This is a genomic window from Nocardia vulneris, assembly GCF_001613425.1.
Lineage (GTDB): Bacteria > Actinomycetota > Actinomycetes > Mycobacteriales > Mycobacteriaceae > Nocardia > Nocardia vulneris.
In genome coordinates, this window is sequence record NZ_BDCI01000002.1 from 534,419 (window position 1) to 556,211 (window position 21,793).

General features: G+C 65.9%; 19 protein-coding genes and 1 pseudogene. 4 read left to right on the forward strand and 16 right to left on the reverse strand.

Annotated elements, in window-relative coordinates; all coding sequences use genetic code 11:
• Nucleotides 1–228 precede the first annotated feature (228 nt).
• A pseudogene (locus NVU01S_RS04035) lies at nt 229–657 on the forward strand (TetR/AcrR family transcriptional regulator C-terminal domain-containing protein); the annotation flags it as partial.
• 86 nt (nt 658–743) lie between these two features.
• On the opposite strand, the gene NVU01S_RS04040 reads toward NVU01S_RS04035, so the two are convergent.
• From NVU01S_RS04040 to NVU01S_RS04080, 9 genes are all read right to left on the reverse strand, one after another.
• Complete coding sequence (locus tag NVU01S_RS04040; RefSeq protein ID WP_244467118.1) at nt 744–1,706, reverse strand: TIGR03619 family F420-dependent LLM class oxidoreductase; 963 nt, start codon at nt 1,704–1,706, stop codon at nt 744–746.
• A 51-nt stretch (nt 1,707–1,757) separates the two neighbouring features.
• Nucleotides 1,758–2,087, reverse strand: a complete 330-nt coding sequence (locus tag NVU01S_RS04045; protein ID WP_228831871.1) for a hypothetical protein — start codon at nt 2,085–2,087, stop codon at nt 1,758–1,760.
• An 87-nt stretch (nt 2,088–2,174) separates the two neighbouring features.
• On the reverse strand, nt 2,175–2,678 hold the full coding sequence (locus NVU01S_RS04050) for an SRPBCC family protein (RefSeq protein WP_043664995.1): 504 nt from the start codon (nt 2,676–2,678) through the stop codon (nt 2,175–2,177).
• Nucleotides 2,679–2,778: 100 nt separating this feature from the next.
• Nucleotides 2,779–4,029 carry a phthiocerol/phthiodiolone dimycocerosyl transferase family protein gene (locus NVU01S_RS04055; protein ID WP_043664998.1) on the reverse strand — a complete coding sequence of 417 codons (1,251 nt, stop codon included), beginning with the start codon at nt 4,027–4,029 and terminating at the stop codon, nt 2,779–2,781.
• 63 nt (nt 4,030–4,092) lie between these two features.
• Nucleotides 4,093–4,584, reverse strand: a complete 492-nt coding sequence (locus NVU01S_RS04060; RefSeq protein WP_043665001.1) for a DUF6841 family protein — start codon at nt 4,582–4,584, stop codon at nt 4,093–4,095.
• 281 nt (nt 4,585–4,865) lie between these two features.
• On the reverse strand, nt 4,866–5,957 hold the full coding sequence (locus tag NVU01S_RS04065) for a cobalamin B12-binding domain-containing protein (RefSeq protein WP_052280211.1): 1,092 nt from the start codon (nt 5,955–5,957) through the stop codon (nt 4,866–4,868).
• Nucleotides 5,954–7,615, reverse strand: a complete 1,662-nt coding sequence (locus NVU01S_RS04070; protein WP_043665004.1) for a PP2C family protein-serine/threonine phosphatase — start codon at nt 7,613–7,615, stop codon at nt 5,954–5,956. The genes NVU01S_RS04065 and NVU01S_RS04070 overlap by 4 nt, the downstream gene beginning before the upstream one ends.
• A 41-nt stretch (nt 7,616–7,656) precedes the next feature.
• A complete protein-coding gene (locus NVU01S_RS04075) occupies nt 7,657–8,112 on the reverse strand; it encodes an ATP-binding protein (protein ID WP_043665007.1) in 456 nt (151 codons plus the stop codon).
• Between the two features lie 35 nt (nt 8,113–8,147).
• Nucleotides 8,148–8,513 (reverse strand): STAS domain-containing protein, encoded by a 366-nt coding sequence (locus NVU01S_RS04080; protein WP_052280212.1) that lies wholly within the window; start codon nt 8,511–8,513, stop codon nt 8,148–8,150.
• A 417-nt stretch (nt 8,514–8,930) separates the two neighbouring features.
• On the opposite strand from NVU01S_RS04080, the gene NVU01S_RS04085 reads away from it, so the two are divergent.
• Nucleotides 8,931–10,166 carry a cutinase family protein gene (locus NVU01S_RS04085; RefSeq protein ID WP_082031845.1) on the forward strand — a complete coding sequence of 412 codons (1,236 nt, stop codon included), beginning with the start codon at nt 8,931–8,933 and terminating at the stop codon, nt 10,164–10,166.
• Between the two features lie 61 nt (nt 10,167–10,227).
• Nucleotides 10,228–11,481, forward strand: coding sequence for a cytochrome P450 family protein (locus tag NVU01S_RS04090; RefSeq protein ID WP_082031846.1), 1,254 nt, complete (start codon nt 10,228–10,230; stop codon nt 11,479–11,481).
• A 17-nt stretch (nt 11,482–11,498) separates the two neighbouring features.
• Here NVU01S_RS04090 and NVU01S_RS04095 read toward each other — a convergent pair whose 3' ends face one another.
• The 5 genes from NVU01S_RS04095 to NVU01S_RS04115 all read right to left on the reverse strand — a co-directional run bounded on the left by NVU01S_RS04095 (nt 11,499) and on the right by NVU01S_RS04115 (nt 17,572).
• On the reverse strand, nt 11,499–11,906 hold the full coding sequence (locus NVU01S_RS04095; RefSeq protein WP_156161430.1) for an SH3 domain-containing protein: 408 nt from the start codon (nt 11,904–11,906) through the stop codon (nt 11,499–11,501).
• Between the two features lie 347 nt (nt 11,907–12,253).
• Nucleotides 12,254–13,285 carry a CBS domain-containing protein gene (locus NVU01S_RS04100; protein ID WP_052280213.1) on the reverse strand — a complete coding sequence of 344 codons (1,032 nt, stop codon included), beginning with the start codon at nt 13,283–13,285 and terminating at the stop codon, nt 12,254–12,256.
• Entirely contained in the window at nt 13,285–15,090 is a 1,806-nt protein-coding gene (locus NVU01S_RS04105) for a GmrSD restriction endonuclease domain-containing protein (protein WP_043665015.1), read from the reverse strand. Before NVU01S_RS04105 ends, NVU01S_RS04100 begins: the two co-directional genes overlap by 1 nt.
• A 351-nt stretch (nt 15,091–15,441) precedes the next feature.
• Nucleotides 15,442–15,843, reverse strand: coding sequence for a VOC family protein (locus tag NVU01S_RS04110; protein ID WP_043665018.1), 402 nt, complete (start codon nt 15,841–15,843; stop codon nt 15,442–15,444).
• Nucleotides 15,844–15,895: 52 nt separating this feature from the next.
• Complete coding sequence (locus tag NVU01S_RS04115) at nt 15,896–17,572, reverse strand: hypothetical protein (RefSeq protein WP_043665021.1); 1,677 nt, start codon at nt 17,570–17,572, stop codon at nt 15,896–15,898.
• 175 nt (nt 17,573–17,747) lie between these two features.
• Between NVU01S_RS04115 and NVU01S_RS04120 the strand changes: the two genes are divergently transcribed.
• Entirely contained in the window at nt 17,748–18,419 is a 672-nt protein-coding gene (locus NVU01S_RS04120; protein ID WP_043665024.1) for a TetR/AcrR family transcriptional regulator, read from the forward strand.
• A 60-nt stretch (nt 18,420–18,479) separates the two neighbouring features.
• On the opposite strand, the gene NVU01S_RS04125 is transcribed toward NVU01S_RS04120, so the two are convergent.
• Together NVU01S_RS04125 and NVU01S_RS04130 are read right to left on the reverse strand one after the other, a co-directional pair.
• Nucleotides 18,480–19,874: an amidase gene (locus NVU01S_RS04125; protein WP_043665027.1), complete on the reverse strand. Its 1,395-nt coding sequence runs from the start codon at nt 19,872–19,874 to the stop codon at nt 18,480–18,482.
• A 184-nt stretch (nt 19,875–20,058) separates the two neighbouring features.
• A complete protein-coding gene (locus NVU01S_RS04130) occupies nt 20,059–21,762 on the reverse strand; it encodes a CocE/NonD family hydrolase (protein ID WP_052280214.1) in 1,704 nt (567 codons plus the stop codon).
• Between the last annotated feature and the right edge of the window lie 31 nt (nt 21,763–21,793).

The window sequence follows — 21,793 nt, forward strand, 5'->3', positions numbered from 1 at the left end:
CGTTGAAGCAAGACCAACGGTCAGACTATTTCACCCTCCACCCACTACCCAACTGCGCAACGGCAACGACACCCGATCCTGCGTCCATACAGCGCCTGACCTGCACAGTTTACAAGGTAAACGCCGCCAGCTACATTGTGTCGAATGTGCGGTCATGGCTCCGTCGACGGGCATGCCACCGAGACCGGCGAGGTGATCGACAGGTGCCTGATCGACGCCGCATCGTCGGACAACTGGCAGGACTTTCTGGTGCGGCTGGCGCACGGGGTGCGCCAGGTCGCGTTGGACCATCCGGAACTGTTCCCGCTCGCGGCGACGGCGCCGGCGCAGGCGCCGTGGGTGCGACCCCCGCTGGGCAGCCTGCGGTGGATGGAGACGTTCCTGAACACGTTGCTGGCGTACGGCTTCGACGACGACGCCGCGGTCAACGCCTACCGCTCGTACACGACCTTCCTACTCGGGCAGCTGCTGCTTCAGGTCGCCGCACGGGGCTCGGAGGCAACGGAACTGCACCGATCCCGCGGCGACGGCCTGACCGGCTTCCCGAACCTGTTCCGCTTGCAGCCCAAGCTTTCCCAGGACCACAGCGCCGCCGAGTTCGACGACGCGCTCGAAGCCGTCCTCGACCGGATCGAACGGATGCGCGCCGCCCGCTGACGCCACCGTCACTCGATGCCGTCGACGACCGGCCATAGCCGTCTCGTCAGAACGAGAACCGTTGCGGTGGAGCGTGTGCGGAGGGATCAGCGGAGGCTGTGCGCTCGGGTGTCGATGATCTCGGCGGCGAGCTGTTCGATCGCGTCCCAGGCGCGGTTGTCCTCGGCGATCGTGCGCGACGCGGGCGCGTTCGGCATGAACGGGTGGTGCACCGGGTCGAAGACGACCGCGGTGATCGCGCGGTCGGCCAGCGCGCGCAGATCGGTGACAATTTGATCGACCGAGCCTACGCCCAGCGGACGGTCCGGCTCGGGTACGGGCTCGGCGTGGATCGCGAGCCGGATCCGGGGAGCGACGCCGGGTGGACGTGTACCACGCTCGGCGGCAAGCGCATTCGCGGTGCGCATGCCGCTGTCCAAGCTCGCCAGGGTGGGAAAGGTCGGATGCCATACGCCGTCGTAATCCACGGCCCGACGGAGGGCCGGTGCGGCGCTGCCGCCCACCCAAAGGGGCGGACCACCGCGCTGGACGGGCGACGGCGTTGCCAAGACGTCGTCGAATGTCACGAATTCGCCTGCGAAGCCGGTGATTTCACCGCGCCAGAGCCGGGTGATGACGTTCAGGTATTCGTCGGCGATGGCACCGCGGCGGCGAAAGTCGACCCCGAGCGCGCGGTACTCGAGTTCGGCGCCGCCGACACCGATACCGAAAACGACTCTGCCGCCGCTGAGTTGGTCGATCGTGGCGATGGCCCGAGCGGTGTGCAGCGGATTTCGCAACGGCAGCACCGCAACCGAGGTGCCCACCTTGATCGTTCGAGTGAGCGCGGCGAGAAAGGTGAGTGCGGCGAAGCTTTCGTAGAAGTCCTCCGGATATGCCCGCCGCACGTCGGCGGGTTGCGCCAGATGGTCGGTGACCATCGCGAGATCGAAACCGAGACGTTCACAACCCGAACCCCATTCGGCCAGTCGCGCACCCGAGACCGCCGCACCGTAATTGGGGATGGAGACACCGAACTGCATTGCCGCCGCTTTCTGTTGGTCTGCCACGAAAGATCGCCCGCCGCGGCCGAGCAGCGAGCTGCCCGGCCGCCGGGTCGGTCAGGACGGGTGGATCCAGGAGCCGATCGGGGTCGGCGGCAAGGCGCGCACGACGGACATCACCGGGTTGCACCAGAATTGTGAGGACATGCAGACGAACGCGCCGGTCTTGTCGTAATTCCAGGCGTCGCCGTGCCAGGCCCAGGTCAGGCCGTCTTCCGACGGACTGAACGGGCATTGGTCCGGCGCCTTGCCGTTGCAGCCGTCCACGCCCCAGGGGCCGACCGGGTAGGCAGCCGCGGTCGGCGTCAGGGTCGCTCCCCCGGCCATCGACACCACGGGAACGGAGATGCCCGCCACGGCGGCGAGCAGCATTGCGGCACGTTTCATCGGAAATCCTCCTCGGTTCGTCAACCGTGATCGGCGATCACAACGCGATCATCGCCTACCCTCAGGGCAATGTTAGCAATTCTGTGGCTATTCCCACATGCGTTCTCCGCCTGCCGGGGACCGCACCGGGTCGCCATCCAGCTTCCTTTTCACATTTTCCAGGTAGAGCCTGCCGTGGGTCGGCTCATCGAGCGCGCCGTTGAGGATCTGTCTCGGCAGCGGATGTTGCTCAGGGTACCCCGTGCGAGCTGTACGCCGGAATACGGTTCCCGCGGCTACGAGTTCGAAAGTATAGGTGACGGAGTACGTGAAATACGTTCGGCCGAAAGGCTTCTCGGCCTCGAACTCGAGAACTTTCGCCCGCTCCGCACGTCGCACCACGTAGTCCAGCGCCGCTGCGGTGCCACCGATCGGGTCGAGTATATGGTCGGTGAATCGCGCACCGACCCCGACGGACCGATGCGTGTCGCCCTCCACCCACTGCGAGGACGGGATGATCTCCGGCCAGTTGTCGGGCACCGACACCAGGTCGTACACGGCCTCGGGCGCGGCTCGCACAGTGATGTCGACCGCGGTGACGATCGTGATCACGACAGTTCACCACCCGCCGTGAAGCCGACGAGCATCTTCTCGATCTCGCCGCCGTTCAGCATCGCCAGAAATGCGTCGAGGCCGTCGTCCCCTGCGGTGGTCATGTCATCTCCGGAAAGGTCGAGGGGGCGGCGGTCAAGAGCGTGTCGAAGTGTTCGCGGAGTCGTGTGGTCAGCGCGTCCGGACGCGGGTCGGATTTCGCTATCTCGATGATGAGGCGCCCTTCGAATGTGAGGATGACACCCATATGCGCCGGTGACAGCGAACGGATGTCCGATACGCCGACCGGCCGGGTGACATGCCAGACGGGACGGAAGTCCTCGAAGATGATTCCGTCCGGAGCCGGAAGTTCCGGAATCACACCCCAATTGGTGGCCAGCACGGTGCCTGGTCGGTGCGAGAAGGCTCGATCCAACGCGTCCAGATACTCCGAGGTGTTCAGATAGTGCCGGTGCAGGCCACCCGCGGCGAGATCGATCGCGAGTTTGCCGGTGATCGAGCGGGCGAGCGCTCCGGTGGTCATCCCCGGAAGTGGGGTGAAGAAGGCGTTGCCGATGACGTTCGTTCCTTCGATGGCGGACACGCGTGGGGTCAATCGACGACGCAGATCCACGGGGTAGCTGTAACGCACGTCCGAGACGTCTGCGTTGTTTACGTCCGCGACCGCTCGAAGCAGCACCGCGGAGACCAATCCGTTGATTGTCACACCCGCCCGGTGGCTCATTCGGACGAGGGTTTTCGTCTCCGCTGTCGTCAATTCGACGCGCGGATGCGCTTCGCGCGACGGGACCGGATCGAGGGCCACGAGCCCTTCAGCCGGAGATACCGGTGGCGCGGGCGCCGGGCTCGCGGCGATATCGCGTTCGGCGAGCAACTGTTCCAGCGAGCGAGGATATTGTCGAGGGCGCGCCGCATGACCGAGGACTGGGTCGGTGAAGAAAGTCCACAGATCCGCCAGCAGCCGCATTGCGTGACCGCCGTCGGCGATCGAGTGGTGCACCAGGAGCGTCACCCACGCCGTCGCGGAGTCTTCACACTGCACATGCAAGGCGGCAGTGCGATTCTCGATATCGGGCAGTGGCTCGTCGTTTCTCAGGCCGTGCTCGACGACGATCAGCGGCTCTTCGTCCACAGCGCGGAAGACGGTGCGCTCGCCGTCCAGATCGACGATCCGGCACGACAGGAGCGGGTGGGTCTTTCGCAGTATGGCGAACGCCTCGTACAGATTTCCGAGATCGAGCCGGCCGCGCACACGGACGGAGTACCCGACGCAGAGACCGCCTGCGGCGAAGAGCCTTTCGCTGCGATCCAGATCACGGACCCGCGGACGCACCAAAGGTTCGATGGTCATCGCGCCTCCCCTCTTTCGGTCACGCTGCGGTGCAGGCGGTCTCCAGAACGCTGAACAGACACGTCAGAGCGCGGTGGCGGGCGGCCAGGCTTCGGCGACCGTGTCCGCGGTCGTTACCGCGGTGTAGAGGTCGATGATCCGCCAGCCCTCGGCAAGTTTCGCGATGCCGTAGCCCACTGCCCAGCGCTCTATTTCCACGTCGTCCGCGCGCAGGCGACTCACCACGATCTCCAGGTTGACGCGCGTGCTGTTCAACACGCGGACAACGCGATCCAGGATTTTCGCGTGGTGGTATCCACGGGCGGCGAGTTCGGTTTCGTTGGCGACCAAGAATTCTCGGATCGCCGAGTCGGTCAGCAGCCAACGGCTCCGGCCCGGCCTGGGCTCGCCCGCGTCCGCGGGATCGGCCTCACCGATGTACATCGGGACCGAATAGTATTTCCGGTAGAAGAATTCATCCCCTTCGGGACGACCGGTCATGGCCGCCACGTATTCCGCGGAGTACGCCGCATAGAATAATGCGATTTCGCGGCCAAGGGCATTACTGTCGCTCATCTCATCTCCACTTCGCCCGTGCACTGAACCAATCGGAATCGACCGTTTTCGTGCAGACAGCCAACGTGATTCGATACCCGCGGCACGCCGCGGAAACGCCTCTTCCAGCGATAACCCGCCTGGACCACTGCCCTACCAGAGCCGGCGCACGACGATCTCGACATGCGCCAGATAATCGCCCAACACGATCTGATAAGTTGCCTTGTTACTAAATGGGGATCTCTTTACAACTCGATTCTGAACGAAAAGAGCTCCTCTCCGCAAAGGAGAAGAGGCGAGGATCACACCCCGGCGGAGGGCGCGGCTGCGGTCCTCTCGTCGGTGCTGGTCGTCGCGGCGGGCAGCGCCGCACCGGCCTCGGCGAGCAGGCGCCGGGCGCGAGGAAAGTCCTGCAGCGCACCGGTCAGCACCTCGAGGGTCACCCGCAGCGATACCGCGGGAACACCACGGGCGGTGAGGATTTCGGCGGTCCACACGATGAAGTCGCGGAACAGGTCGCTGTCGTCGGTGTACAGGCCGGCGGCCAGGAAGTCGACGATGTGCGCGATGTCTTCGACGGTGCGGTCCCGTTGCAGGCCGGTGTAGGACCGCATGGGCGGGAACCGGTTCTCCAGTTCGGCCACCGTCGCACCGACCAATTGCGGCGCACTGCGGGCGACCATCGTGTACTCCTGATCGGCCAGATGCGCCAGCACGGCCGTCCCGCTGCCGGTACGCCGCAGCCCACGACCTAGGCAATCGGCCGCGGCGGGTGCGTCCGGCGCCCAGGCGTCCGCGCCGAGCAACCGGGCGTAACGCCCATCCGGGCCGAATGCCGCCCCACCCACCAGCACCGGCACGCCGGTCGCCTGACAGGCGGTGATGGCGGCGTGCGCGGCGGGCAACCGAGTCGGTAGCGACGAGGACAGCGCCACCGCCACCGGGTTGTGCTGATGCAGGTGGGCGACCAAATGGTGCGTGGGCACCTGCGCGCCGAGGAAATCCACCTGCCAGCCGCGCAGCCGCAGCACCTCGGCGACGAGCCGGGCGGGCAACGCGTGCCATTCCCCGTCGACGCAGGCGATCGTGACACGACCCGCGGACGTCGTCGGCCTGCTGGCCGGATGATGCGCGAGTGCCGCGATGACGCGATCGTTGATCGCGGTGGCGGCGTGCTCCTGCGCGACGGTGATCCGGTTCGCCGCCCATTCCGTCCCGACGCGCAACTGCACCGGCGCGATCACCTCCAGCAGCACCTGCTCCGGACTCAGGCCCGCGTCGACGGCCGCCAGCACGAGATCCGCGGCCGCGTACTCGTCTCGTCCGGAAACGGCGTCCCACAGGCGATCTCGCAGTTCGGCCAGGTCGGTGCCCGGCGCGGGGTCCAGCGTCACGCGGCGCTCACCCGGTCGCCGTCGGCGGCACGAACATGGCGTGGCGCGGTGATCGCGACCACCGCGATGTCGTCGTGCTGACGCTGGCCGACCCAGTGGGCCACGCGCATGCGAATGTGCTCGACGACGGCATCGGCAGGCATCCCCGCGCAGTCGGACAGAGCTGCCGCGAGCCGTTCCTCGCCGAACATGTCCGCGCCCAACGGGCCGCCGCGTGCCTCGGTGACACCGTCGGTATAGAGCAGGCAGGTCTCCTCCGGCGCCAGCACCGTGGTCACCGTGCTCGCGCTGACCCGAGGCAGCACGCCGACCAGTTGTCCTTGTGTCGCAACCCTTTCCACCGTGCCGTCACGTCGCACGATCAGCGGTGGCAGGTGACCGCCACAGGTCAACCGCAGGCGCACCCCGGCCTCGTCGCGCCGCATCGACGCCAGCACCAACGTCGCGAAACGGGTCGGCCCGGAGGACAACAGCGCGCTGTTGAGCAGATTCAGCACGCGCTCGTGGTCCTCGGCCATGGAGACCAACGCGTGCAGGGTGTTGCGGATCTTCCCGGTGAGAATCGCCGCCTCCAAGCCTTTGCCGCACACGTCGCCCAGCACGACGAGCGATTCCCCGTCGGGTGTCACCGCCGGATGCACGTCGTAGAAGTCCCCGCCGATGATCTCGTGGTTCTCCGCGGCCCGATAGCCGCCGGCCAGTTCGATACCGTCCATCCGATGTAGTCGCGGCGGTAGCAACTCGCGCATGAGTGCACCGGTGATGCTCGCCTGCTCGGCATAGAGCCGGGCCGCGGACAGCGCGCCGCCGGCCCGCGCGGCGAACAGCTGCGCGAACACCTCGTCCCGCTCGCTGAACGCCTGTTCGCCGGTGCGGCGCAACAGCACCAGCGCGCCCGCGGGCACGCCGTGGCCGGGCAGCGGGGTGATCACGACCGAACCGACCGGGCCCGGAAAGCCCTCGGGCACAAGCCAGTTCGGTAACGTGGCCGAGTCGATCCAGCGGGACGGTACGGGCGGGAATCCGCGCAGCGCCTCGCTGAGCCCCGCCACGGTGGCCGGATCTTCCTCGAGGGTGCGGTGGCTCACCCGATCGCCGGAACAGCAGTAGGTGATCGGCAGTCGCGCGCCGACGACCGGAGCCACCAGAACCGCGGCGTCCGCGATATGTCGGGCCGCCATCCGCACCGTCGCCTCCATACAGCGTTCGACGTTCAACGACGCCAGCAGCATGTCCGATGTCTCGGCGAGGAACGCGGTCCGCTCCCGTTCTTCGCGCAGCGCCGCGTGTGCTCGGCGCAACGATCGGGCGTCGTCTTCGACCAGCCACCAGACCACCGACCGGTCGGCCAGGGGCGTGGCGTGCGCCTCGACCGGCTGGTCGTCCAATTGCCCCGACACCACTGCGCTCGACGTGGCCGTCCCCGCGGCCAGTGCACTGTGCGTCTCCGACAACCAGTGCAGTGCGGTGTCCTCGAGGCGCGCACCCGCGACGAGGGCTAGGGGCAGATCGTGCATACCGGGGCTGGTCGCCACGACGATCCCCGCAGGGTCGGCGATCAGCGCCGGATACGGCACCGTCGACAATCGAGCGCGATACTCGAGCGCGGGCAACGGGTCCCCGACCGGATGCGCCACGCCGACCGACTCCTCCAGCAAATCTCCTCCAACGAATTGACGACGCAGCCGAGCCGATCGGACTACCGCAGGCCTGCTCGATCGAAACCTTCCTGATCGGTGTCACGCGGCAGGGATGCGTCACCGAGCGGCGCGACGAATTCGACCGTGGTACCCGACTCGCCGGAAGTGACGCGGGTATCGGGCACCAGCGCACGCATCATCGCGAGACCGCGCCCGCGGTCGGTCGTCCGGTCCGGTGGTCGATCCAGCCAGTGCCCGGTATCCGACACGACCACCCGAATCACCGTGCCCGCGGTGGCCCGAAGCGAGATCGGCCCGCCGTCGCCGCCGTGACCGTGCTCGATCGAGTTGGAGCACGCCTCGTTCACGGCCAGCAGCAAATCGTAGGCGAAGTGCGGCTCGATACCGGTCTGTGCCAGCCACGACCGCAATGCCTCGCGCACCCGGCCGAGTTCCTCGGCCACCGCGCCGAACTCGAGCTGGAGTGACGGAACTCCCTGGTGCAAACCGTCCAACGCTGGCCTCGTCTGTTCGTTCGTGTCTCGTCCGCTCACCGATGATCGCTGGTGTCACCGGTCGCGGTGATCGCGTCGTCGACGCGGTCGAATATCCGCAACACTGTCGTCAACCCGGTGACTTCGACCAGCCGGCGCACGACCGGCGAGGCCACCACACGCAATTCCGCTGTCGCTTGCATGCCACGCAGCAGCACGTTCAATCCTGACGAGTCGAAAAATTTCACCGCGGACAGGTCGACGACCAGCGGTCGTGGTGCGCGGGCGACAGCCTGCTCCAGCGCCTGCGCCAGCCGCGGCGCGGTGTAGATGTCGACTTCCCCGGCGACGACCACGACGATCGCCGCGCCCTTGGAAACAACGTCGACCGCGAAACCGGGCAGTTGGTCTTTCTGACGCACTAGACGGCCTTTCTGACAGTACCGAGCACCGCGCCCAACCCGGTCGCACGCACGCCTCACCTCGACCGGCGCAGAATCCCGCCGCGACCGTGGGCACAAGACGATGCGATGCACCGGACGCGACAGGGGTGAGTCCACCCGAGTCCGCCGTCAGGGCGCATGCGCGGCTGTGTTTTCAACCACGACGCGATACCCGAGTCTAGTCACCCGGCGCCGACCCAGCCCTCCCGGTCCCTGATCGCCCGCCCCCAACGGTGTTTCTTGTCGGCTGAACGGTCGATGGAGCGCCGTCGGTCCCGGCGATAGCGTTGATGTGCAAGCAAGTTGGCCGAAGGTCTGGCCGATCCGAAGTCCCGCGTGGGCGAACGACAGACCGTCGAACTGTGACCGATCGCTGGGTCGCGGAGAGGGGATCCGATGCGAGTCCCGATGGCACTGTGCGGCATCGGACCGTCGCGGCTACCGCGCTGCGCCGTTGTCGCCGCGATGCTCGCATCGTTGGTCGTAATCGTGAGTCCGGGTGTGGCGTCGGCCCGCGACAACTGTGTGCCGACGATCGTGATCGGCGTCGCCGGAACCGACCAAGGTCCCGCGCACAAACCGCCGGAGGGTGTCGACAAGAGCGCGTTGACAGCTCAGGTGGGAGCCGAAGTCGCCGCCGCCATCGCACCGATCGCCGACAAACTCGGCCCGCTGTCGGTGACCCCGATCAACTATCCGGCGACCGGCGTCCAGTGGGGCGGCGCCGTCAGCGCGAAATTCACCTACGACATCTCCGCCTACAAACTCAGTAAGGACACCGGCTACTCGCGGGCCTACGAGTCGCTGAAAAAGCAAGCAGCCGAATGCCGTTCATCGAAGTTCGCACTGATCGGCTATTCGCAGGGCGCGCACATCATCGGCGATCTCGCCCAATCGGTATTCCACGGGCACGGGCCGGTCGATCGCGCACGGGTCGCGGCAGTCGTCCTCATCGCCGACCCCGCTTACAACGGCCCCTCGCCGCGGACAACGGAGGCGATCTACAACCAGGGAAAGTTGACACAGGACCAAGACCATTGGCAGATCGGTGGCGCGCTCGGGCAGCGCGCGGCGTTCGGGGCGACCGATCCGGTGGTGTCGATCTGCGTGTACGGCGACCCGGTGTGCGACGGCAAAGACCTGTACGGACAGGACGGCAAGCTGAAACCGGCGGACAACCAGGACATGCACCGCCGCTACATCCGGGTTGCTTTCGAAGGGACCAGCGACTTCGCGACGTGGGCCGGGATTCAGGCCGGGTATCTCATCCAGCCGGCGCGGGCTGCCAGTCCTCCGGCTCCAGCTCCGGCTCCAGCAGAGCTTCCCGGTAAGCCGGCTCCGGCACCAGCTCCGCCGTCAGCGCCTCGGGAGCCGGTGACGATCGCTCAAGTAGATGGCAAAACTGTCACCGTGACCGTCGTCGATGCCGCAGGCGCCGGCGCCCGGGCAGTGCGCTGCTGGAACGCGACCGACGCAACGCACAATTGGAAGTCGAACTTTCTCGGCGAGACCCGCGTGGACATCCCGCGCAACGGCACCTTCACCGTCACCTGTCCGACCCCACCGAAACCAGGCACGTTCTCGTTGGAGTTCTTCAACTGGCGGTGGTCGCCTGCGATCCAATGGCGTTGAGCTGTCGCAGGTGCGGGTCGATTACCAGCAGACGTCGACCCGACGCTGGTAGCGTCGGCAGATGGAGAGCGAAACTGCTACGGCGGCAGATGGATTGGCTGCTGACCCGGCCAGCCCGTTCGTGTTGTCCCCCGACTTCTACCGCGACCCGCAGGGTGCCTACGGTGCATTGCGCACTCGGGGATCGGTCAACCGAGTGGCGTTTCCCGACGGCAGTACCGGATGGCTCATCACCGGCCATGCCGAGGCGAAAGCGGCCTTCGGTCATCCGGGGATCAGCAAGCGGCTGGGCTCGGCAGGCGCGCGGGCAGCGCTCGACGCGAACAATGCCGGTCACCAGCTCCAGGCCGGTCCCTTCGAGCACATGCTCGTCTTCTACGATCCACCCGAGCACACCCGCCTGCGCTCCCTGCTCACCAAAGCGTTCTCGACTCGCGCGGTGCGCGGCCTCGCTCCGCGCGTCACCGAGCTCGCCGACGCTCTGCTCACCGAACTGGCCACCGCCGGCGAAGTCGTGGATCTACTGGACCGATACGCCGTGCCGCTGTCGATGTCGGTGATCTGTGAACTACTCGGTGTGCCCAACCCGGACCGTGCCAGGTTCCAGAGCTGGTCGACTGTCATCGTGTCCAGTGCGCACGCAGCGCGCGATCGGATGACGGCCGCGACGGAGTTCGTCGCCTACATAGATCACCTCATAGCCGCACGCACCACCGAACCAGGGGCGGACCTGCTTTCCGAACTCATCGCAGCGGGCGCGGACGGCGAACGTCTCACATCACGTGAACTGCGTAGCATGGTGCTCGTCCTACTGGTCGCAGGCTTCGAGACCACCGCGAACCTCATCGGCAACGCGGTGGTCACCCTGTTGTCCGACAACAACTCTCGCCAGCGACTGCGCAGTGACGCCACGCGTATTCCGGCGTTCATCGAGGAGATCCTCAGATTCAGGTCGCCGACCAGCGAAACCACCTTTCGCTACACAACGACACCAATCACGCTGGGCGGCATGGAGATACCTGCTGGGGAGCTGATCGTCATATCGGTGGCGGCAGCGGGGCGCGACCCTCGTCGGTTCGCTGATCCACACCAGTTCGATATCGATCGCCCCAACAACACCGAGCACCTCGCGTTCGGGTACGGAATCCATTTCTGCGTCGGCGCGCCCCTGGCCCGCATGCAGGGCTGCATCGGACTGGAGCAGCTGCTGGCGCGCTACCCCGATCTGGCACTCTCGCCCGCCGACGAACCCACCTGGCGCACAAGCTTTTCCATCCGGGGGCTGACCGCCTTACCTGTACGTCTACGCCCATGATTGGCAAGCCGCAGGTTTCAGAACTGTAGGGCACCCCAGACCCAGCCGGTGCCGCCGGGGACGGCGGGGCCGGTGACCTGGCACCAGTCGTTCTTGTTGCAATTTCCGACGAGGGTGACCTGTTGGCCTTGGCGCAGTATGCCAAGGACATCCCCGGCACCTCCTGGGGCGTCGTAGACATCGACGTCTTCGGTGACGGTCGCGACGTTCTGCTGGGAAAGGCAGGGGAACGGGCGAGTCGAACTCCAGGCAGCCGCGGAAGGCTCTGCGCCGGAACCGAGTCCACGGGCGAAACCGTCGTTCTCCACCCGGCCGGAGTAGTGCGCGAAGCCGGTGTCGTCCCAATGGATGGTGAATCGGACGTCGCGGCCGGTGATGGTGGCGTCGCTGATGTTTCCGCCCTTCAGGTTCGCACCGTTCTTCATCGCAGTGATCGCACGCCCCTGATGCGTTTGCTGAATGTCTCCCGCATTGAGGAAATACACGAGCCAACCATTGCTCTGATCGATGGTCGTCGCCTCCAGTTCCGGTCGGCGAAACGCCCGCCACCGATGTCTGCACTGAAAAGGTAGAAGCACCCCCGCCCCAGGTCCTGAGTAGCCAACTACCCCACTTCCCCCACCCCGCACTACCCGCCTTGACGACACCGAAGCGATGCCTACGCGCACAGACGCGCCGCAACGGTCGTAGCCGCGATCTGCACCCGGGCTGTCCTCCGCGTCCCCGCGGAGGGGCCAGCGGACGCGCACAACGCAGGTCCAACCCAGCGAAATCAGTTGAGCTGGCGCAGAAGTCCGGAGAACTCGCGCAGCGTATCGATGCGATCCGGCGACAGAGGCTCGGCATCGAAATGCGCGATGGTGTTCCGAATTTGGCGCACCCGATCGAGTTGATGGACAAACATCGAGCGGTCCACACTATTCCACGACAACGCCGCCCAGTTGCAGTCGGCGCTCGCACCGAGTACCGCGTCGCCAGGGTTCGTTCTCAGCAACTTTATGTAGTCCATGAACATCAGGTCTGAGATGTCGCCGGTCTGCTTCGCTCCTCGCCGCTTTTGAACCGTCCGGATCGCATCAGGATCGATCTTGGCGCCGAGACACTTCCGCAGCTGGAATTCGATCTCACCGACGAGAAAGAAGGGAAGGGCGGTGGCTTGAAAGCGTGAGGTGATGTCCGCGGCGGTAATGATCCCGGTGAACACACCGCTGTTACTCCGCACGAGCAGGTAGCCGTGCTCATAGACGCTCGGCAAGTGCGGAAAGAGGTCTTGGTGTACCTCGGCAACCGGCGCACTGGTATCCATCGCATTGCTGAGACCAACCCCCAGATTCAGCTCGTAGAGCCGTGCGATCGAACGCCACGTCACGACTCCCTTCAGGTCTGATGTGCCGTCGATGACCGGTATCTGGGAATAGTTCTTGCTGCGCATCAAATGGGTGGCGAGGCTGAGCTGATTCGTCGAGGTGATAGAGGTGATGCCGCGGGTCGCCGAGGCGAGGTCGCCAACCTTGAACGAGTGCTGCGGCAGCGTCCCGGGCGCGAGTTCGGGGTCGGCGTCCTCCTGTGCATCGACAGGCTCGATGGTATCGGCTTCCAGAATGAGGAGTTCGGTTCTGGTCCCGCACGTTGCGAAGGACGGAGACGTCGTCAGTCCCGCGTCGCGCAGCGCGTCTGCGATGGCGGGGACGCTCTGGAAGTTGCGGACGGTGAATCCGAACAGGGCGAGCAAGTCCTTCATCGGCAACGCGGTGCCCTTCAACGCCAGTAGTTGCGACATCGATGGGTGCTGCGCGTCGGCCACTATCGACGCACCTCGGCGTCTCGATGCACCGACCGCTTGCCCATGGCGTCGTCTACCAACTGCAAGAGTTGCTGGGAGCGGTCGGCGTAGAAGGTTGCAAAATCGGCGTCGCGCAACGCAATCGGGTCGATGAGGTGAGTCGCAATGACATCGTCGAACCATTCGCCTCGCATCCCGGACTCACTGGCCAGCACCGGCACGTATGACTTCGGCGATCCCACAAGACTTCTGCTGGCACGATAGGACAGCGGCGTTTTGTTGACGATGGAATTCAGGCGCGGGCCAGAACCCTGCTGCCGGCTGCCCCGATTCTTAGGAAATACCTGTCGGAGGTCGACTGCGTGCTGTAACAGCGTGCCGGAATTGAGGGGAGCTTCGCTGTAATACCAGTCGACGGCGCCCTGTTTGATCAGTAGCGCGTAGATCCCCTTGTAGGCTGCGCTGTTTCGGGTGGTCAGCGTGTCCAGTCGATCAGCGAGGAAGGCTGCCTCCGCGATCGTATCGGGGATCGCGGTCGCCGAGCGAGTCCAGCCGACAAGCTGCTCGACATCTCGAGGAAATCGGCTTTCCGTTGCGCCACCATACATCTCGCCGAGCACACCGCACCAGTACCAGCGGGTGATGCGGCTCAGCATCATCGGGTCGTCCGTGGCCTCGGTCAGGATCGCGCGTACTGCCGCCAGCGGAACGAGTTGTGTACGGTACGGGACGTCGGAGACGCGCACGATGCACTGTTGGGCCAAGAATTCACCGGTCCATTCGAATGCGTCTCGCAATCGTGGAGCCAGCCGGTCGAAGTCTGCCAGGGGCAGCTCGAGCAGATCACGTCGTTTACAAGAGACAGCCGCGGCCTCACCTTGCTGTTTGAGCTCCCATGTCCGCACCAGTGCGACCGCTTGCAAGAAATCGCTGCTGGTCAGGCCGTCCTCCGCGCCGTTCTCGAGCCGGCCGAGCGCAGGATAGCTCGACGCGAGGCGCTTCTTGATATCGTGCCAGATTTCGGGAAGCCGATAATAGGTCGAATGCTGCTGCTCGTAAGCGCGATCGCCCGCATACGTGGCGGTCAATAGTTCGAACACGTTGAGCGGTACGCCGCCGGTATTCACGCGCTCGAAGACCGAGCAGACAGCATCGGAGGTAGTGGATGACGCCAGCCTGATCATCGGAATGAGAAACCCTCGAATATTCCTGATCACACCCTCGTCGAACTGCGACCACAGATCCCAGTTGTCCGCATTGGCTTCGACGAACTTGCGCTGCCAACCGTGCACCTTCTGCGTGTCGAACACCGCGTGTAGTGGGAAGTACCCTGCCGCACACTCCAACTCGGTGCTGCTCAGGTCGAGCGAGACCTTGCGAAAGTGATCCCGGCGGACCAGTTTGTCCTCCGGCACCGAAATGATGGCGTCGTCTCGATCCGCCGGCGAACCGAGCGCCTTGACGATGTCGATGTAGTACCACCGCCGCAGTTCCTTACCGCGACTGTCGACCGTCTGTACCGGCTTGTCCAGGTACATGGCTTGAAAGAGCGATGTGAGTCGCTGTTGACCGTCCAGCAAGAGCAAGCCGGGATCAACTGCCGCAACGGATTCGGCGCCGGTGAGCGGGCGTGCACGGAACGGCGACTTCTCGCCGGTCTCCAGGGTCATGACGACACCGAGCGGGTAGTCGAGGGTCACCGTGGCGATCAATTCCCGGATCCGTTGGTCATCCCACTTCCAGACACGTTGGAAATCCGGTAGCTGCATGGTCCCGGTTCTGATGTTCTCGAGCACCTCCTGAAGCCGTGGACTGTCAAGCGCCACTTGCGAAACCCCCGTTGCTGTCGACCGAGCTTCCGAATCTCGAACGTCATATTCCACCAACTGCCGGGGACAGCGTCAAGACAACGAGCGTCTGTCAGTTACTCGACCGACACGGCCGTACCTGCCGGTCGGCACCTTTGTATCTGATCCACCCGGTCCGGTGATCTCGTCGTCGAGTTCGTAACCGCGCCGAGCTGTTTCGAAGACCGGCCGCGACAACTGCGGCCCTGTCGAGCGCCGGGCGCCGCCTGGACCGAATCGCGACGCTGACCGGTCCCTGCGGCGCCCGCAAGAGGCGACTACTCCTGGATTATGGGGAGGGGTTGCCGGCGGGGTCTTTGAACCAGGCGATCAGGGGGCCGCCGCCGCTGCCATTTCGGCACGATGTTGCGGGCTCAGCTGGATGAGCTGGATGTAGTTGCCGTCGGGGTCGATCGCGGTGGCGAACAGGCTGCCATCGCGGTCTTCGAGCTCGGCCAGCCACCGCCCGCCGAGGTCGTCGATGCGGCCGGCTATCGCGCGCGCGTCGTCCACGTCGACGTTCAGGATCGCTCGTCCCGGTTCAGGGTTGGTGTCCCCGATGTCGTCGCGGCTGTCGATGAAGACGTAGAAGCCGCCGAAATCGAGCACCTCGTAGCCCGGGTCGCCGGGCGTGCGGTCGACTTTCACCGCGAAAGCGGTTGCGTACCAGTCACGCAAGCGTGCCGGGTCGGTGCTGGACAACAGCAGACTGCCGATGGTGGGTGTGGTCATACCGAGTAGACGGCGCGCGGCGCAGAAACTGATCGGTGCTGGCCCACAGAAGTCACTCCGGCAACGCCGACCGCGGCCGCGCCAGCACAGCTTCCGACCGCACGGCGACATAACCACCGCCGACCACCAGGATGCGATCGGCCCCTTCGCTCCAGTACAGAGCCGAGTAGCTGGACCTGTCGTCGAACATCTCCGGCGGCAGCGGGATGTAGGTGCGGTCGCCCGGGAAGTAGAGCACCCCGACGTCGCCCTCGTCATTACCACCGAACTTCAGCAGCAACCCGCCGTCCGGTCCCGGCCGCACCGCCATCACATTCGTCCAGGCTTCGCCATGCCGGACCGGAGTCCCGCCGCGATGGATCTCGTGCAGGCGGCGATCGGACAGATAGAAGAATCCGTCGTCCCCCGCGGGCACCGAGGTGAACTCGACGAACGAGCGCTGAGCACCCATGTCGAACGCACGCACACAGCCGGTGCCTGCCGCGTTCAGCTCGTATCCGTTTCCGTCCCAGATCAATACGGTGCTGCCGTCGGCCAGCCGGGCGGCGCCGGTCATCGGACGCGCCGCGTCGCCGAGCACGCTCTTCACCACGGCAGCGTCCGGAATGCCGGGAATCTGTTCCCACGCACCGGATTCCGCGAGCCACAGCGGACCGGGCAGTGGGTCACCCACATTCATCCCGCCGAAGCGCAGCAGGTGCGTCTTCACCTCGTGCAACACCACGGGACGCGCACCGAGGAAATAGCATTCGTGCGCGTAGAGGTCGGCGTCGCCGGGACCTTTGGCAGGCAGCACTCGGGGCGCGTCGTCCGAGCCGTCCACCAGGATCGGCCCGAACTCGCGTGGGCGCGCTTTCGTGTCGGCGGTGGACTGCGCGAGCCATCCACCGCCGGGCGACCGCGCCGCCGCCACCCAGAATTCGTTGCGCTGCAACGCCAAACGCGGCGGCCACGCGGCGAGGTCCCACAACTCCACCGACGGCGTGCGAGCAGCACTGTGCGACAACAGGAATCCGTCGACGATGTCGTCGAGGACACTCGCGATCGGCGAGGCCGGTGCGGTTTCCACCGCGGCGGCCGGAGTCCCGTCGTTGCCCAGGTACTGCGCCCACATCAGTTCCGGATCTCCTGGGAACTCCCCGGCGGCGGGCACCGCGAGATCGGTCGCCTCCCAATACCCGAGCTTGCGGTCGACCGCCGCCCGCAAGGTCGCCACGATCCCCCGATACTTCCGCTGTTCACCTTTCGGCAAGGGCACGAGCTGCTCTTCGACCCACTCCAGCACCTCCGCGACATGATCAGCGGGCACGTAGAGGCCGGTCGTGTAGTTTCCGCCGAACCACCCCGACGAGAACTGCCCGCGCAAGTGCGGATGTGCCGCAACGACTTCGGTGAACAGCCCGTCCGGCACGTACGCCGCCTGCGGCGCGAATACCGAGTCCGGGAACACCCGGCCCGTCTCGAACGCGAGGCTCAGCGCCAGTCCGCGCTCGTATCGGTAGGGCAGCATCGAGGCGCTGAACATGACCGCCGCGACGGACACGGCGGCAGCGGCGGCCCGTCCGTCCCTGTCCAGCAACAGCTCTCGTACCTGCCGCCAGAGGCCCTCGGCATCCGGATGCACTCGATCCAACGCCGTCGGCTCGGTGGCGCTGCCGAGCAGCCGGGGCACGAACTGCTCCCGGATCGCGTCCTCGTCCACCAGATGCAATGTGCAGTCGTATCCCATGATCCTCCGCCTCGTCCTGCGCACTCACATGCAACCACGGACGCGCGCAACGGGCGAGCACGGGTCGGCGAGCAAGACCGGCGCAGATCCCCGCTGCCACCAAATGATCCGTACCAGGCCAGGAACTACTATGAGCAATTACTCGCTTTCCCTCGGCCGTCCCGGAGGTGCCTCGATGTCGGACCAGCGTCGGCTCAACCCCCGCAAACAGCCGCGCCAGTATCGGGCCGAACTCACCAGGCAGCGCATCCTCACCGCGGCCGCGCGCGTTTTCGCCGAGCACGGTTACGCCGCCGGTACCACCAATCGGATCGCCGAACAGGCGGAGATCTCGATCGGCTCGCTGTACCAGTACTACCCGAACAAGGACGCGATCCTCGTCGAGCTGATGACCCGCCATCTCGACGCGGGTGCGGCCACCGTCGAACGTCTCCGCAACGAGCGGCTGCCCGACTCGTTGGCCGAGACCATGCGGATGTTCGTGCGGGCCGCGATCGAGAATCATCTCGACGACCCGCAACTGCTGCGCGTGATGATGGAGCAGACACCCCGCTCGGCCGAGCTCTTGGCGAAGATCGCCGCGCACGGCGAAGAGCGCGTCGTCTACCTGCAGCACATCCTCGACCGCCATCCAGAGGTCCGGGTCGTCGACACCTACACCGCGGCCCGGCTGGTCGTCGCCACGGTGGAATTGGTTGTACACCACCTGATCGCGTCCCACGAGCCGATCGAAATTCCCCGTTTCGAGCACGAACTCACCGCGATGCTCTTCCGCTACCTCAGCGGAACCTCTCCAGTCGGCGATCCCGGTCCGCTCGAAGGCCGTGCAGCAGCAGACAATACGTGAAGCAGCCTGTTGTGCGTAGCAAAGCCGTTGCGCCAGAACAGCACAGAACGACGCGGGGTTCTACACGGTGGGGCGACGATCCCGCCATGGTGCCGCGAGCTCCAGTTGCGTGGCGACCTGCAGCAGCAGATCTTCCCGGCCGGGAGCCGCGACCAACTGTATGCCGACGGGGAGGCCGTCGGCGGTGACGTGCAGGGGCAGGCTGATCGCGGGTTGGCCGGTGAAGTTGGCGAAGGGGGTGAAGGGTGAGAACTGCACGCTACGCTGCAGCGCCGCCATCGGGTCCGCGGCTGCGGAGAGCAGTGCGCCGGAAGGCAGGGGTAGTTCAGCGAGGGTCGGGGTGAGCAGCAGATCGTGCTCGTCCCACCAGCTCAGGACCGCCCCGGCGAACGCGGCGACGCCCTCGACCGCGGCCTGGCGTTGCGCCTCGGTCACCTCCGCGCCGAGTACACCGAGCAGCCAGTTGAGGGGTTCGACGTCGGCCTCGGTGACCGCGCGACCCAACCGGTGCGCGAGGCCGTCGAGCAGCGCGGCCATACCCGAGGACCAGAACGTCCCGAACAGCCCGTCCAACGTCGAATCGCCTAGTGCCGCCGGGAATCCGGGCTCGAGGTGATGGCCCAGCGATTCCAGCAGCTGTCCCGAGACACGCACTGCCTCAGCACATTCCGCAGCCACGGGGGAACCGTCGAACCGGGTGCCGAGCACCCCGATGCGCAACGTGCCCGGCTCGACGCTCGAGGCCGCGAGATAGCCGTCTGTACCCGAGGTATCCCGCGAAATATCCAGCAGCAGAGCCGAATCGCGCACCGAACGGGTGACCGCGGACTCGGCGATCAGGTCGAACACCGAGTCGACCGCCTGCCCGGCCGCCCGCGAGGGCTTGAGCCCGACGAGCCCGCAACACGAGGCCGGGACCCGGATCGAGCCCCCGGCATCGGTGCCGTGCGCGGCCGGCACCATCCCGGCCGCCACCGCGGCGGCCGCACCGCCACTGGACCCACCCGAGAAAAGTGCGGTGTTCCAAGGGTTCCGGGTGGCGCCCCAGGCGACCGAATCGGCGGCGGGCACGGTTCCGAACTCCGAAGTCGACGTCCGTCCGGCGAAGATCAGCCCCGCCGCCCGCAAACGCGCCACCAGCGGACCGTCGGCCGCCGCGGGGCGGGCCTGCGCCGCGAGCGCGACATTGCCGTCGGTGCAGACCTGGCCCGCGACGTCGGTGAGCAGGTCCTTGACCAGAAACGGAACGCCGGCCAACGGCCCGGTCATGTGCACCGCGGCCGCGCGCGCCTGGTCGAAATAGCGCAGCGGTACCGCGCCGAGAACCGGATCGAGCTGCTCGATCCGATCGATCGCGGCCTCGACCAGATCGATCGGCTTCAACTCCCCTGACGCGACGAGCGCGGCCTGATCGGTCGCATCCAACCAACGGGTCAGTTCTGAAATCAAGTTCACTCCATCGTGTCTAACACTGGTTCCGACACCGGCGGATAACGGCGGCCGCACTTCGCCGTCATTCCGGCAGCTCCGCGCCCGGATTCGTTATCCGATTGGGCCACAACGGCTTGCGATAAAATGCCGCCGCGGCTACCCCTGGTTGCCCGAGGGGTAGCCGGAACCGGCGCGCGCGTACCAGAAACTACGCGTGGGGAATGACGGGAAGCAGAATGTACGGGCGCCGGTCGGCGGTCCCGACCAACGTGGTCCGACCGTCGAAAACCGGATTGTCGCGGTCCCCCGGCAGTTCATGCCAGTACGCACCGCTGCCCAGCAGCTCGCGACCGTAGGCGCGCTCCTGTACACCGGGCAGGCCGTGCGTGTAGTCCTGACCTCGCACCGACAAGCCGATCTGGTATCCGGCGGGCGCGACGATCGAGAAGGGCCAGATCTCGACATCGGCTTCGTACACGGTCCCCGGCGTCACCGGCGCCGCTTCGGTGTGCGCGTGCCACGGCCGATACGGCAGCGAACGGTCCGCGTCGAGTGTCCGCTGCGACAGGCGCAGCCAGCCCTGCGCGAGCGGTCCGTGCGGTTCGAACGCTGTGGGGAAAAGGATTTCGGCGCCGGTGGGATCGAACAGGTGCATGGTCACGAACAGATCCGCGTCGGTCGTCGTGGACGAGACGAACAACTTCAGCGCGGCCGGGCCGGTGAGCTCGAGCTCCTCATCCAGGACCGGCAACTTGAACATGACCCCCGCCGAGCGCGCGGGGGTCGTCACCTGCTGATCCGACGTCGGCACCGCGCGGGTGATCGATCCGGCATCGATATCGAGATAGCAACGGGTCCACTCGGTTCGGGCCAGTGGCCACTCATACTCCGCTCGGACGAAGAAGTCGTCCGGTGTACGCACTTTGAGCTGGACCGGGGGTTTGGTGTCCCAGCCGTTGTTCTCGCCCTTGAGGAAGTGGTCGAAGAACTGCCGTTGCAGATCCACACCGTAATCGGTGTAGAACTCCGTCCAGTGCTCCAACCCGTGCACCTCCAGCCATTTCTGCTCGGAGCCGACGCGGGCGAAACCCTCGAAGTTGCCGCGAGAGTGCAGCCCCATCCCACCCCAGTTCGAGGCAGACAACACTGGAACGGTGATCTTTTCCAGCACCGCGGAACGATCTCGGTAGTAGTTGTTCACGGTCGGGTTCGCGCGCAGCACGTCACCGATCGCAATCGCGTTGTCCCGCAACTCCTGTTCGGTCCGGATCGGCAGCCCGGACACGCGGCGTCCGGTATGCGGGTTGATCTCGGCGTCGGCCCGGCCGTGCTGCACGCTCTCCACCTGGTAGGGCATCCAGCTGGGCAGGAATTCGGTGGCGATGCCGCCGTGGTGGGTGTATTCGCGGTAGTAGTCCGAGGCGCCCTCCCACGGGCAGATCGCGGCCAGATGCGGCGGCGCGAGCTCGGCGACCTGCCACTGGTTGCTGGCGAGGTACGAAATACCCAGCAGGCCAACCTTTCCGGTGCTCCACGGCTGTGCGGCCGCCCACTCGATGCACTCGTAGAGATCTTGCGTTTCGCGGGCCGAGAAGAAGTCGATCGCGCCCTCGCTGCCGCCCGCGCCGCGGGTGTCGATGCGCACGCAGACATAGCCCGCGGGCACCCAGCGTTCGGGGTCCGGATATTCCCAGACCTGGTAAGCATTGGTGGACTGTGCGGCAACCTCGGGATGCTCGTCGATCAGGCTCTGCAGTTGACTCGTGTAGCCCACCGCGAAAGGCAGTCCTTTGCCGTAGGGACTGGCGGCGAGGAGCACGGGGTGCGGCTGATCGTCGTCCGGGCGGAAGATGTCCGCCGCGAGAGTGATGCCGTCGTCCATCGTGATCCGCACATCCCAGTCGATGCGCATACCGTGGCGCAGTTCGCTCTTCGGTGTAGAC

Bases quoted from the DNA above. Each gene is read 5' to 3' on its own strand.
- NVU01S_RS04055 (WP_043664998.1), bottom strand. From the start codon at position 4,029: ATGACCATCGAACCTTTGGTGCGTCCGCGGGTCCGTGATCTGGATCGC.
- NVU01S_RS04120 (WP_043665024.1), top strand. From the start codon at position 17,748: ATGTCGGACCAGCGTCGGCTCAACCCCCGCAAACAGCCGCGCCAGTAT.
- NVU01S_RS04045 (WP_228831871.1), bottom strand. From the start codon at position 2,087: ATGAAACGTGCCGCAATGCTGCTCGCCGCCGTGGCGGGCATCTCCGTT.
- NVU01S_RS04130 (WP_052280214.1), bottom strand. From the start codon at position 21,762: ATGCGCATCGACTGGGATGTGCGGATCACGATGGACGACGGCATCACT.
- NVU01S_RS04115 (WP_043665021.1), bottom strand. From the start codon at position 17,572: ATGGGATACGACTGCACATTGCATCTGGTGGACGAGGACGCGATCCGG.
- NVU01S_RS04090 (WP_082031846.1), top strand. From the start codon at position 10,228: ATGGAGAGCGAAACTGCTACGGCGGCAGATGGATTGGCTGCTGACCCG.
- NVU01S_RS04095 (WP_156161430.1), bottom strand. From the start codon at position 11,906: ATGAAGAACGGTGCGAACCTGAAGGGCGGAAACATCAGCGACGCCACC.
- NVU01S_RS04085 (WP_082031845.1), top strand. From the start codon at position 8,931: ATGCGAGTCCCGATGGCACTGTGCGGCATCGGACCGTCGCGGCTACCG.
- NVU01S_RS04110 (WP_043665018.1), bottom strand. From the start codon at position 15,843: ATGACCACACCCACCATCGGCAGTCTGCTGTTGTCCAGCACCGACCCG.
- NVU01S_RS04060 (WP_043665001.1), bottom strand. From the start codon at position 4,584: ATGAGCGACAGTAATGCCCTTGGCCGCGAAATCGCATTATTCTATGCG.